Raw genomic sequence first — 12,441 nt, 5'->3', positions numbered from 1 at the left:
AAATGCAGTGCGCTGGAGAGCGAGGTAATAAAGACTGGTATTGTTTTGTTGTTATAATATAACATAACAAAAAAACGATAAGGCTTTACGCCGGCTGCGGCCGGTTTTTATTTCACCACAGGGATGCTCCACATGAGTACGACACGCCGGCGTCTTAGCGCGCCCAGAAAATCTTTATGCCTTGCCGCCGCATGGGTCGGCAGCGCCTTGGCGGCGCCGTCGGCTTTCGCCGCCGACTGTGATAAAGCCCGCAATGCCACGGGATGCGAAGAACATCTCACCGTGGAGGCGGCGTCCCCCGCCGGGCGCTACGATGCGTTGAACGCCGTGAGCCGCAGCGCGTCGCAGCTCGGGCTGACCGCTCAGGAGACGCCGCGCAGCGTCGACATCATCAGCGCGCGGGCGATCCAACAGCGGGGCGACCGCTCGTTGGCCGCCGCCGTCGAGCACGCCACTGGCCTGTCCGGCGTGGCCTCGCCGACGTTATCCAATAACTTTTCCGCCCGTGGTTTCCGGCCGATCGCCTGGCTGTATAACGGCGTAGAAATGCCCGGCAGCACGCTGCAGCTGGGCGATCCGGCGCATTACGACAGCATTGAGGTGCTGCGCGGGCCGGGATCGGCGCTGAACGGCCTGAGCGCAGCGGGCGGCAGCGTCAACCTGATCTCGCGGCGGCCAACCTTCAGCCGCCAGCCGTTCGAGCTCGATTATGGCCTCGGCAGCTACCGCAGCCAGCGCTTGCATCTGGGAGCCGGCGGTGCGCTGGTGGACGATGCGGTGGCGTACCGGCTGGACGTCAGCGGCAACGACAGCGGCAGCAACGTGCAGGACGAACGCGATCGGCAGAAACGGGTTTCCGGCTCGTTGCTGTTTAAGCTGACGGACGATGCGCTGTTGACGCTGAGCCTGGACCGCATGCTCAATCGTACCAACAACCCTTATTACGGCACGCCGCTGCTGGACGGGCGCATCGCCGGCGAGCTGCGCGACATCAATTACAATAACCTGACCGACAGCCGCATCCAGAGCAACGCCACCGCATTTCAGGCCGGTCTGGACTGGTTTATGACGCCCGAAGTGGAATGGCATAACCAATTCTATTACTACAGCGGCTTCCGCGAATGGCGCAACGTCGAGCGTTTTCGCGTCGCGGCGGCGGCCCGGCCCGGCGACGTCAACCGCGACTCCTTCGGCGCCCTGGCGCATGACGACGATCTGATCGGCAACCGCAGTTCGCTGGTGTTCGACCGCGCCATCGTCGGTTTCGATAACCGGTTGCTGGTCGGCTTCGACCTGAGCAAGCGGCATTTCCAGTACTACTCCAACGGCTTCCCCGGCTCGGAAGATGTGCCGCTCCGCGCGCCGCCCAGAGAGCCGTTCGCTCAGGGTACTGACCGCCAACGCGCGCCGGTGCGCCACGTCACCCAGAACCAGTACGCCGCCTTTCTCGAGGATCGCTTCAGCCTGACCGAGCGTTTAGCGTTGCTGGGCCAGCTGCGCTACAACCATATGAACATGGACTGGCGCTTCCAGGGACCGCAGGAAGAGAGCCGCGCGCATACCTACGTGTTCAGCACCTGGAGCCTGGGCCCCAGCTATGCATTGACCGATAACCTCACGCTCTACGCCAACTACACCACCGGCCAGGAGCCGGGCAACGATCTGTTCTTCCTCAGCCCAACGCAGACCGACCTGCCGTTGACGCGGGCGCGCCAGTGGGAGGCCGGCGCCAAAGGGCAGTTCTGGGGTAACAAGGGCGAGGCGACGCTGGCGCTGTACGAACTGCGCAAGGACAACCTGTTTGTGCCTGACGCGCAGCGGCCGGATGCGTTGAACGCGGTAGGCAGGCAGACGTCGCGCGGCCTAGAGCTTGGCGTGGTGCTGCGCCCCGACGATCGCTGGGAGTTGGCCGGCAACGCCGCCTACACGCACGCCCGCTACGACGACTATCGCGGCGGCAGCCCGCTGCGCAGCTACAACGGCAATCGCCCGGCCTATATCCCGGACTGGACCGCCAATCTCAGCGTGCATTATCAGGCGACGGCGCGCCTGGGGTTGGCTTCTTCGCTGCGCTACGTCGGCAGCAGTTACAACGACGACGCCAATCAGCGCAAGATGCGCGCGTACACCACGCTCGATCTGGCGGCGGACTATCAGCTTACGCCGATCGTCGATGTCGGTTTTCGCATTCGCAATGCCACCAACCAGCTGTACGCCTATCAGCGCACCTACCCGGATCAGGCGCTGATCGCGCCGCCGCGCAGCTATGAAACCTTCGTGTCGGTCAGGTTCTGACGGCGTGAAACATTCGTTTTACTCGCTGCTGTATGCCCTGGGCTTGATGTGGGGCGTTTCGCTGCCCGCCAATGCCGTCAGCCTGCACAATTGCGGAGCCATGCGCGATTACCCACAGCCGCCGCAGCGGGTGCTGGTCTACGCCAATCCGGCGCTGGAAAACCTGCTGGCGTTGGGGCTGGTTGACCGGGCGATTGGCGTGGTCGGGTATGACCGCGCGCGCGATCCCGCGCCGACGGTGTCGGCCGATGCGTTGCGGGCGCCCATCAGCCCGGCGCCGCCCACGGCGGAAGCGTTGCTGCTGATGCGGCCGGATTTTGTCTATTCGGCCAGCTATTACTGGCTGCACAGCCCGGAAACGCCCGATCGGACGCGGCTGGCGGAATGGGGCATCGGCACCTACCTCTCTCCCGGCGCCTGCAGCGGCCAGCAAAGCGCGATCGCCGCCGCGTTGACGTTCGAAGACATTTTCACCGAGCTGCGGGAGCTGGCGCGCATTTTCAACGTCAGCCGCGCCGGTGAAGCGCTGATCGCGCGGCTGCGCGGGCAGTTGAGGGCGCTTGAGATGCAGCGCGCACAGCTGCCGCATTTGCGGCTGCTGTGGTGGTATGCCGGCGCGCAGACGCCCTATGTGGCCGGCTGCTGCGGTGCGCCAGGCTTGCTGAGCCGCGGCGTCGGCAGCGAGAACCTGTTCGGCGATCTGCCCGAGCTGTGGCCGACGGTGTCCTGGGAGGTCATCGCCGCGCTCGATCCGGATGCGATCGTGCTTGGCGATCTGCCGCGCGGCGGTCTCGGCGACAGCGCGGCCGACAAGATCGCCTTTCTGGAACATCACCCGCTGACCGCAAGGCTGCGCGCCGTGCGTCAGCGGCGCTACGTGATCCTTCCCGGTTACGACATGGACCCTTCCGCCCGCACCGTGGCGGCGCTGGGCCGTTTGATTCAGGGCCTGGCGGCGTTGCCGCCGCAGGTGCCGACTTTTTCCAACAAGGAACCTTGATATGACTGCTGTTTCATTCTCTTCGCTGCTGGACTCCTGGGATCGCCAGCAGGCGGCCTACATCGCTGAACGCGAAGCGCGTTTTAACGCCCAGCTGGAGGTGCTGGCGCTGGCCGCCGGCCAGGATTTTCACGTGGTGGATCTGGCCTGCGGCCCGGGGTCGCTAAGCCTGCGCATTTTGCAGCGCTTTCCGCAGGCCAGGGTCACCGCCATCGATCTCGATCCGCTGCTGTTGGCGGTGGCGCGCGGCGCGTTGGCGGCGTACGGCGATCGGATCCGCATTCTGCAGGCCGATCTGGCGGATCCTGCCTGTTTTTCCGCGTTGTCCGGCCCCGCGCCGCAGGCGGCGGTGTCCAGCACAGCGCTGCACTGGCTGATGCCGGAACAGCAGCTGGCGCTGTTCCGCAACGTCGCCGGGCTGCTGGCCGACGGCGGTGTGTTCCTCAATGCCGATCATCAGCGCTATGACCATCGCCATCCGCAGCTGAAAGCGTTGGCGGAGCGGCATGATGAGCAGACCCAACAGCGCGCCTGGGACAACGGCGTCGAGGATTGGGATCGTTGGTTCGCCGGTGCGCTGCAATCGCCGGCCTTGGCCGCTTATCAGGCCGAGCGCGAAGCGCTGTTCGCCGGTCGTCCGGTGCCGCCGCCGACGCCGGTGGGCTTCCAGCTTGCGGCCCTCAGACAGGCCGGTTTCAGCGAGGTGGGGACGGTATGGCAGCTGTTGGACGACTATGTGATTGCAGGCTGGAAATAGCATGAGCCTGCGGTTACTGCCCGGTCGTGAGGCGGCGTGGCTGTTGCTGCTGGCGGCGGCGTTGCCGCTGGCCCTGCTGGGGGCCACCTTGTCGGGGCCTGCGCCGATCGCGTGGCGCGACGTATTCGGCATCAGCGGCGGCGCGGCGACCGATGCCGAAGTGTATCAGCGCATCATCTGGTCGCTGCGCATACCGCGCGCGCTGCTGGCGGCGCTGGCCGGCGCCGGGCTGGCGTTGGCGGGCACCGTGCTGCAGTCGCTGACCCGCAACCCGCTGGCCGATCCCTGGGTGCTGGGGATCTCCTCCGGCGCCGGTGTGGGGGCGGTAACGGTGTTGGTATTGGGGCTGGGGGGCGGCCTGCTGTCGGTGTCCGGCGGCGCGTTTATCGGCGCGCTGGGAGCGTTTGCGTTGGTGATGCTGCTGGCCGGGCGTTCGCTGCAGGGGGAGTCCACGCTGTTTATTCTGGCCGGGGTGGCGGTGACGCAGCTGCTCTCCGCGCTGACTTCGCTGATCACCCTCTGGCAGGCGGACGCCAACGCCACGCGCGGCGTGATGTTCTGGCTGCTGGGATCGTTCAGCGACGCGCGCTGGCCGCAGGTCGGGCTGTGCGGGCTGGCGCTGGCGGCGGTGCTGCTGCTTTGTTGGCTGCGGGCCGGTGAGCTGGACGCGCTGGCTTTCGGCGGCGTGACCGCCGCTTCGCTGGGTGTGGCGGTAGCTCCGTTGAAGCTGCTGCTGTATGTGGCGACCACCGCGCTGACGGCGGCGATCGTCGCGTTCAGCGGCGCGGTGGGATTTATCGGGCTGACGGTGCCGCACGTCGCCCGGCGGCTGGTCGGTTCGCGGCATCGGCTGTTGTTGCCAGCCAGTGCGCTGTGCGGCGCGCTGTTCGCCGTGGCGGCGGACACGCTGGCCAGAACGTTGTTTGCTCCGCGCGAGCTGCCGGTCGGGGTGCTGACCGCACTGCTGGGGGTGCCGGTATTCCTGCTGTTGCTGTATCGGAAGGTCAATGCATGACGATTGAAAAAACGTGCTCTGGCCTGTGCGCCGAGGCGGTGAGCTGGCGAACGGGCGCCCGCACGGTGCTGGAAAATCTCAGTTTCTGCGCCTTGCCCGGTGAGGTCACCGGCGTGCTCGGCGTCAACGGCAGCGGTAAATCCACGCTGCTCAAGCTGCTGGCCGGGCTGCAGCCCGCCGCCGGGGGCCGCGTTTGGCTGGAAGGGCGCGAAATTACCGCGTTTTCCGGGCGGGAGCGCGCCAGGCGCATCGCCTTTCTCGAGCAATCCGCCCCCGGCGGCTTCGCGCTGCCGGTGAAGGAGGCGGTGCTGCTGGGGCGCCTGGCCCATACCGGCCGCTGGCGCGGTTTCGGCGCCGAGGATCGCCGCCTCGCCGAACAGGCGATGGAGCAAGTGGGCATCAGCCACCTGGCCGATCGCGATTGGCAGCGGCTGTCCGGCGGCGAACGGCAGCGGGTGCATCTGGCGCGCGCACTGGCGCAGCAAACGCCGTGGCTGCTGCTGGACGAGCCCGCCAATCATCTGGATATCGCCCATCAGCAGCAGTTTATGGCCTTGCTGCGGCGGCTGAAACTCAGCGTGGTGGTGACGCTGCACGATCTTAATCTGGCGGCCTGTTATTGCGATCGGGTCGCGCTGCTGCAGCGGGGCGGGGTCTGTGCGGCGGGCGCGCCGCGGCAGGCGCTGACGCCGGAGAACATTCGCGCGGTATACGGTGTGGAGGCCAGGCTGGCGGCGCCCGCCGGCTATGCGCCGCCGTTGATCTATTACCCCGCGCCGGGATGAGGGAGGCTGAAAGGGCACGTTTGGCCGATCACAATTTCACCCCGTTGGCTAAAATAACTCCGGTTTTATCGATTTTTTGGGTTAGAATAACCCTTATGCGGTGAAAGGCATTTGCCGCTCAATGGGCAGTTAAGCGAGGCTATCATGTTGGAATTATTGAAAAGTCTGTTGTTTGCCGTGGTGATGGTGCCGGTGGTGATGGCGCTGATTCTCGGCCTGATCTACGGTTTTGGCGAAGTGTTCAACGTCTTCTCCAAAGTGGGGCGTTCGAAAGAAAACCGCACCCAGCACTAACCGTTCCCCATCCCGATACCCGCCGGCATCCCCTGGCGGGCATTCCTCAAGTTATCTCACGCTTTGCCGATAAACCGCATGACAAGCTTTCGCGCAACGTTATATTATTTTTTATATAACGAAGAGTGATAATGCACGTTAACTTGCGGAGAAAAACAATGAAACAGCAATGGACTAAATGGGTTGGCGGGATCGTTCTGGCATCGGGTCTGGTGGCTCAAGCTTCGGCGGCGGAAAAGATCACCGTGTTCGCCGCCGCGTCGCTGACCAATGCGCTGCAAGACATCGCCACCCAGTATCAAAAAGGCAAGGACGTGCAGGTGGTTTCCTCCTTCGCTTCGTCCTCGACGCTGGCGCGCCAAATTGAGCAGGGCGCCCCGGCCGATTTGTTCATCTCCGCCGACCAACAGTGGATGGATTACGCCATCGACAAGCAGCAGATGGTGAAAGACACGCGTTACACGCTGCTGGGCAACGAACTGGTGCTGATCGCCGCCAAGAGCGATAAGCAAGATAAGATCGCCATCGACAAGCAGACCGACTGGGCCAAGTTGCTCAACGGCGGCCGCCTGGCGGTGGGCGATCCGGATCATGTGCCGGCCGGCATCTACGCTAAGGAAGCGCTGGAACACCTGGGCGCCTGGAGCGCATTGGAGCCGAAACTGGCGCGCGCCAACAACGTGCGCAGCGCCATGGCGCTGGTGGAGCGCGGTGAAGCGCCGCTCGGCATCGTCTACGGCTCCGACGCGGTCGCCAGCGACAAGGTGAAAGTGGTGGGCGTCTTCCCGGAAGACAGCCACAAACCGGTTGAATATCCGATGGCGATTGTGAAAGATCGTCAAAATCCGACGGTCAGCGCTTTCTATACCTATCTGAAGAGCCCGGAAGCGGCCGCTATTTTCGAACATTATGGATTCACCCCGCGTAAATGATTTTGAGTGAGTACGAGTGGCAGGCGGTTGAGCTGAGCCTGAAAGTATCCGGTTTGGCGGTGGTCTGCAGCCTGCCGTTCGGCATTCTGATGGCCTGGGTGCTGGTGCGTTGCCGCTTCCCCGGCAAGGCGCTGCTGGACGGCGTCATTCACCTGCCGCTGGTGCTGCCGCCGGTGGTGGTCGGCTATTTGCTGTTGATCGCCATGGGGCGGCGCGGCGTTATCGGCGAGTGGCTGTACGACTGGTTCGGTTTCAGCTTCAGTTTCAGCTGGCGCGGCGCCGCGCTGGCGTCGGCGGTGGTGGCGTTTCCGCTGATGGTGCGCGCCATCCGGCTGGCGCTGGAGGCGGTGGATACCCGGCTGGAGCAGGCGGCGCGCACGCTGGGCGCCAACCCGTGGCGGGTGTTTTTCACCATCACGCTGCCGCTGTCGCTGCCCGGCGTCATTGTCGGCGTGGTGCTGGCCTTCGCCCGCTCGCTGGGGGAGTTCGGCGCCACCATCACTTTCGTCTCCAACATTCCCGGGGAAACCCGCACCATTCCGCTGGCGATGTATACGCTGATCGAAACGCCGGGGGCGGAGGCCGCCGCCGCGCGCCTGTGTGCGATCGCCATCGTGCTGTCGCTGGCTTCGCTGATGGTGTCCGAATGGCTGGCCCGCTGGGGCCGCAAACGGATGGGGGTGTAAATGCTGGAGCTGGATTTCTCGCAGCAGCTGGGCGATCTTAATCTCAACGTCCGCGCCGATTTACCGGCGCAGGGCATCACCGCGATTTTCGGCCTGTCCGGCGCGGGCAAAACTTCCCTGATCAACGCCATCGGCGGCCTGACTCGCCTGCAGCAGGGGCGCATCGTGCTCAACGGCCGCACGTTGGCGGATACCGCCACCGGCCAGTGCCTGCCGCCGGAAAAGCGCCGTATCGGCTACGTGTTTCAGGATGCGCGGCTGTTTCCGCATTATCGGGTGCGCGGCAACCTGCAGTACGGCATGGCGGCCGGCATGCGCGCGCAGTTCAACACCATTGTCGAGCTGCTGGGCATCGGGCCGTTGTTGAACCGGCTGCCGCTGACGCTCTCCGGCGGTGAAAAGCAGCGGGTGGCGATCGGCCGAGCGCTGCTGACCGCGCCGGAACTGCTGCTGATGGACGAACCGCTGGCCTCGCTCGATCTGCCGCGCAAGCGCGAGCTATTGCCGTATCTGGAGCGGTTGGCGCAGGACGTCAACATCCCCATCCTTTACGTCAGCCACAGCCTGGACGAGATCCTGCGCCTGGCCGAGCAGGTGATGGTGCTGGATCGCGGCGAAGTGCGCGCATTCGGCGGGCTGGAAGAAGTCTGGGCCAGCAGTGCGCTGCGGCCGTGGCTGCAGCGTGAAGATCAGAGCAGCGTGCTGCGCGTCAGCGTGATCGAGCATCATCAACGTTATGCCATGACGGCGTTGGCGCTTGGCGATCAGCGGCTGTGGGTCAGCGGCATCGACGCCGAATTGGGCACCCAACTGCGCATCCGCATCAACGCCGCCGACGTTTCGCTGGTGCTGCAACCGCCGGTCAACAGCAGCATTCGCAATGTGTTGCCGGCCAAGGTGAGCGAGTGTCTGGACGTGGACGGGCAGGTGGAAGTGAAACTGGCGGTCGGCGAACACGTGCTGTGGGCGCGAATTACGCCGTGGGCGCGCGATGAACTGGCGATCCGCCCTGGGCAGTGGTTGTATGCGCAGGTGAAGAGCGTGTCCATCAGCCGCGAGAGCCGCTAAGGCAGGCCCTCCCGACGGGAGGGCGAAAAGATTACAGCACGCGGGTGCGGATCACCTCGGCAATGCCCGGCTGCAGGTTATCGGCGATCACCAGATCGGCGCGTTCCTTGATGGCGTCATCGGCGTTGCCCATCGCCACCCCCAACCCAACCGCTTCCAGCATGCTGATGTCGTTGTAGTTGTCGCCGAACGCCACCACCTGATCCATGCTCAATCCCTGTGACTCTACCCATTGGCGCAGGCGCTTGCCTTTGCTGTTGCCGCCTTTGGCGATATCCACCTGATCGTGCCAGGACCATTCGCACGCCAACCCCAGCTCTTTCTCCACCGTGTCGGCAAACTCGCGCAGCGCGGGGATATCGGCATGCGAGGTGGCGAATTTCCAGATCGCCTGCGCGTCGTCGGCCGCCTGCGCCAGACTGCCGACCTGCAACAGCGTCGGGCGCTGTGCCGCCGGCAGTGTCTCGGCCCAGGCCAGCGATCGGGTCACGTGGCCGCTCGGTTCCTGATACAGCATGGCGTCGTCGACGTACATCAGCCCGTGAATGTCGGTCTGCTTGAGCATCTGCAGCACCTGCTTGGCCTGATCTTTCGCCAGCGGATCGGCAGCCAGCACCTTTTTCTGCTGAAAATCATACAGGTAGGTGCCGTTGCAGCAGATGGCCGGGGTATCTATCTGCAGCGCCTGGTAAAACGGATGGATGGCGACGTGGTGGCGGCCGGTGACTACCACCACCTGGACGCCGGCGGCGCGCGCCTGCGCCAGCGCTTCCAGCGACTGCGGTAAGATGCGTTTTTGGTTGTCCAACAGGGTGCCGTCAAGATCGAGGGCGATGACGCGGTAGCTCATAGGGTTCTCGTTATCGTTAGCCATAAAATTAATCCGATGGTACACCGGATAGCCAACGGAGAAAACCGCGTGAGCTTCCGGTGCTAAGCAGGGTTGCCATGCGACGGATGTGCGGTAAGCTAGGGGCAATCGAACGGCCTGAAACCGGTTCCTCTTTTACCCTTTGCAAGGAGAACACATGAAGCAAATCGTTTATGTCGCCAGCCCGGAGAGCCAGCAGATCCACGTCTGGCAGTTGGACGACGCCGGCGCGCTGACGCTGCTGCAAACCGTTGACGTGCCGGGCCAGGTGCAGCCGATGACCCTTCATCCGGACAAGACCCACCTGTACGTCGGCGTGCGTCCGGCGTTCGGCATCGTCAGCTACCGCATCGAGGCGGACGGCACGCTGCAGCAGGCTGGCATGGCGCCGCTGCCGGGCAGCCCGACCCATATCTCCACCGATTTGCAGGGGCGTTACCTGTTCTCCGCCTCCTACAGCGGCAACTGCGCCAGCATCAGCCCGATCGGCCACGACGGCGTGGTAACGGCGCCGATCCAGCAGATCGACGGCCTGAACGCGCCGCACTCGGCGAACATCGATCCGACCAACCAGCTGGTGCTGGTGCCGTGCCTGAAAGAAGACCGCATCCGCCTGTTCAATCTGAGCCTGGCCGGGCAGCTGACGCCGCATGCGCAGGACGCGGTGGATATCGCCGCCGGCGCCGGTCCGCGCCATATGGCGTTCCACCACAACGACAAGTTCGCCTACTGCGTCAATGAGCTGAATGGCACGGTAGACGTGCTGGCCATTTCGGAAAACGGCGGCAAGTACAGCGTGACGCAGACGCTGGACATCATGCCGAGCGATTTCGACGGCACCCGCTGGGCGGCGGACATTCATATCACGCCGAACGGCCGCTTCCTGTACACCAGCGATCGCACCGCCAGCATTCTGACCATCTTCAGCGTTTCCGAAGACGGCGGCACGCTGAGCCTGGTCGGCTATCATCCGACTGAAACGCAGCCGCGTGGTTTCAATATCGATCACAGTGGTCGCTTCGTGATTTCGTCCGGCCAGAAATCCGATCACATCGCGGTGCATGAGATTGACCAGAGCAGCGGCGAGCTGACCACGCTGGCGCGTTATCCGGTGGGCAAAGGCCCGATGTGGGTGAGCGTGCTGGCGAAGTAATTTGTCGGCCAGACTCGAGTGGAAAGCGCGGTGCGGTTGACCGCGCTTTTTTATTGGGGGGGATCAGTTGAACATCACCGTCAGCGTGGCGCTGCCGAGACTGTGGAAATGGACGTTGAAGCCCACCAGCGCGCCGCTGGAACCCTCATCCACGTCAATGTGCTCCACGTCCAACGCATGCACGGTGAACTGGTAGCGGTGGCTCTCGCCCGCTGGCGGCGCCGCGCCGCCGTAACCGGCCGAACCGAAGTCGGTGCGGGTCTGCAACGCGCCGGCGGGCAGCGGCGCTTTGCCTGAGCCCGCGCCCTGTGGCAGCTCGCGCACGTCGGCGGGAATGTTGGCCACCACCCAGTGCCACCAGCCGGAGCCGGTCGGGGCATCGGGATCGTAAACGGCGATCACGAAGCTCTTGGTGCCGGCCGGCACGCCGTCCCAGGCCAGGTGGGGCGACAGGTTATCGCCGTGGTAGCCCATGCCGTTGAAAACCTGCTGCTGCGGCAGCTTGCCGCCGTCCTGCAGATCGTTGCTGTACAAACGAAAAGCCATAGTGACTCCCAGTTGCGATAAAAGCAGAGCCCTTAAGCTAGATCTTTTTGATGGAACAATACAACCCCTTGCGCCAGCGGCGGGCGGTTGATCTCGACGGTGACATGCACCAGTTCGGGATGAACGGCCAACAGTCGACGTATCCTGTCGGCGGTGAGGGCGCGATCGGCGCTGCTCAGGGCGATGACGCAATGATATTTTCCTTTGCCGATACGGCCTAAATGCAAATCGGTCAGCGTGAGCGAGTGGCCGGAGGTGGCCAGCGTTTGACGAATCTCTTGTGCAACGGGAGCGTCCATTTCGGCATCCAGCAAAATCTTCCCGCTATCGCGCATCAGGCTATAGGCCCAGGCGGCAACCATCATCGCGCCGACGATGCCCATCAGAGGATCGAGCCAAACGGCGCCCCAAAGCTTGCCGCCGAACAGTGCGACGATCGCCAGTACCGAAGTGGCCGCGTCGGCGATGACGTGGATATAAGCGGAACGCAGGTTGAGGTCATGATGATGGTCATCGTGATCATCCCCGTGATGATGATGGTGGTGGCCGCCGCCGCGCAACAGCCAAGCGCAAAGCAGATTGACGGCCAGCCCGATCGTACCGATGGCGATGGCTTCGTTGTAATGAATCGGGCTGGGATTCATCAGCCTCTGCGCAGACTGGAACAGCATCAGCGCTGCCACCAGCACCAACAACACCGCGCTGGTGTAGCCGGCCAGCACTTCTATCTTCCAGGTGCCGAGGCTGAAGCGGCGATCTTTAGCCAGCCGTCGTGCGGCGCCGTAAGCCAGCACCGACAGGCCCAGAGCCAGCGCGTGCGAGCTCATGTGCCAACCGTCGGCCAGCAATGCCATCGAGTTAAACAGCCAGCCCGCGGCTATCTCGATGACCATCATACTGGCGGTGAGTATCACCGCCCATCTGGTGTTTCTTTCAGCCAATGGGTTACCATCGTCAAAAACGTGGCTGTGCTCGCGGCGCAAAGCGGGCGCGTGAGAAGTCATGGTGAAGTTCCTCAGCAAAAGGTAGTGTGCTGAAA

13 protein-coding genes are annotated in these 12,441 nt (G+C 63.9%); 10 read left to right on the top strand and 3 right to left on the bottom strand.

The genetic code is table 11. From position 1 onward, the window contains the following. Nucleotides 1-132 precede the first annotated feature (132 nt). The 9 genes from ACRAWE_RS13555 (at nt 133) to modC (ending at nt 8,832) form a co-directional block, all read left to right on the top strand. Nucleotides 133-2,295 (top strand): TonB-dependent receptor, encoded by a 2,163-nt coding sequence (locus ACRAWE_RS13555; RefSeq protein ID WP_432525476.1) that lies wholly within the window; start codon nt 133-135, stop codon nt 2,293-2,295. A gap of 4 nt (nt 2,296-2,299) precedes the next feature. Then, nucleotides 2,300-3,295: an ABC transporter substrate-binding protein gene (locus ACRAWE_RS13550; RefSeq protein ID WP_432525475.1), complete on the top strand. Its 996-nt coding sequence runs from the start codon at nt 2,300-2,302 to the stop codon at nt 3,293-3,295. A gap of 1 nt (nt 3,296) precedes the next feature. After that, nucleotides 3,297-4,052, top strand: coding sequence for a class I SAM-dependent methyltransferase (locus ACRAWE_RS13545; RefSeq protein ID WP_432525474.1), 756 nt, complete (start codon nt 3,297-3,299; stop codon nt 4,050-4,052). A 1-nt stretch (nt 4,053) separates the two neighbouring features. After that, entirely contained in the window at nt 4,054-5,067 is a 1,014-nt protein-coding gene (locus ACRAWE_RS13540; protein ID WP_211129925.1) for a FecCD family ABC transporter permease, read from the top strand. After that, nucleotides 5,064-5,852, top strand: a complete 789-nt coding sequence (locus ACRAWE_RS13535; RefSeq protein ID WP_063918923.1) for an ABC transporter ATP-binding protein — start codon at nt 5,064-5,066, stop codon at nt 5,850-5,852. Before ACRAWE_RS13540 ends, ACRAWE_RS13535 begins: the two co-directional genes overlap by 4 nt. Before the next feature lie 144 nt (nt 5,853-5,996). Beyond that, nucleotides 5,997-6,146 carry an AcrZ family multidrug efflux pump-associated protein gene (locus tag ACRAWE_RS13530; protein ID WP_004939813.1) on the top strand — a complete coding sequence of 50 codons (150 nt, stop codon included), beginning with the start codon at nt 5,997-5,999 and terminating at the stop codon, nt 6,144-6,146. 158 nt (nt 6,147-6,304) lie between these two features. Next, nucleotides 6,305-7,078 carry a molybdate ABC transporter substrate-binding protein gene (gene modA, locus ACRAWE_RS13525; RefSeq protein WP_063918924.1) on the top strand — a complete coding sequence of 258 codons (774 nt, stop codon included), beginning with the start codon at nt 6,305-6,307 and terminating at the stop codon, nt 7,076-7,078. Beyond that, on the top strand, nt 7,075-7,764 hold the full coding sequence (gene modB / locus ACRAWE_RS13520; RefSeq protein WP_019454005.1) for a molybdate ABC transporter permease subunit: 690 nt from the start codon (nt 7,075-7,077) through the stop codon (nt 7,762-7,764). Before modA ends, modB begins: the two co-directional genes overlap by 4 nt. After that, nucleotides 7,765-8,832 carry a molybdenum ABC transporter ATP-binding protein ModC gene (gene modC / locus ACRAWE_RS13515; RefSeq protein WP_063918925.1) on the top strand — a complete coding sequence of 356 codons (1,068 nt, stop codon included), beginning with the start codon at nt 7,765-7,767 and terminating at the stop codon, nt 8,830-8,832. A 31-nt stretch (nt 8,833-8,863) separates the two neighbouring features. On the opposite strand, the gene ACRAWE_RS13510 is transcribed toward modC, so the two are convergent. Then, nucleotides 8,864-9,682 (bottom strand): pyridoxal phosphatase, encoded by an 819-nt coding sequence (locus tag ACRAWE_RS13510; protein ID WP_025160025.1) that lies wholly within the window; start codon nt 9,680-9,682, stop codon nt 8,864-8,866. A 178-nt stretch (nt 9,683-9,860) separates the two neighbouring features. On the opposite strand from ACRAWE_RS13510, the gene pgl reads away from it, so the two are divergent. Then, entirely contained in the window at nt 9,861-10,856 is a 996-nt protein-coding gene (pgl, locus tag ACRAWE_RS13505; RefSeq protein ID WP_154746701.1) for a 6-phosphogluconolactonase, read from the top strand. A 63-nt stretch (nt 10,857-10,919) separates the two neighbouring features. On the opposite strand, the gene ACRAWE_RS13500 is transcribed toward pgl, so the two are convergent. Beyond that, nucleotides 10,920-11,402: a kinase inhibitor gene (locus tag ACRAWE_RS13500; RefSeq protein WP_019454001.1), complete on the bottom strand. Its 483-nt coding sequence runs from the start codon at nt 11,400-11,402 to the stop codon at nt 10,920-10,922. A 32-nt stretch (nt 11,403-11,434) separates the two neighbouring features. Further along, entirely contained in the window at nt 11,435-12,406 is a 972-nt protein-coding gene (dmeF, locus tag ACRAWE_RS13495; RefSeq protein WP_197667284.1) for a CDF family Co(II)/Ni(II) efflux transporter DmeF, read from the bottom strand. Between the last annotated feature and the right edge of the window lie 35 nt (nt 12,407-12,441).

Source organism: Serratia sp. BFP-2025 (assembly GCF_050880365.1).
Lineage (GTDB): Bacteria > Pseudomonadota > Gammaproteobacteria > Enterobacterales > Enterobacteriaceae > Serratia > Serratia surfactantfaciens.
This window is presented reverse-complemented; position numbering and strand designations above follow the sequence as displayed.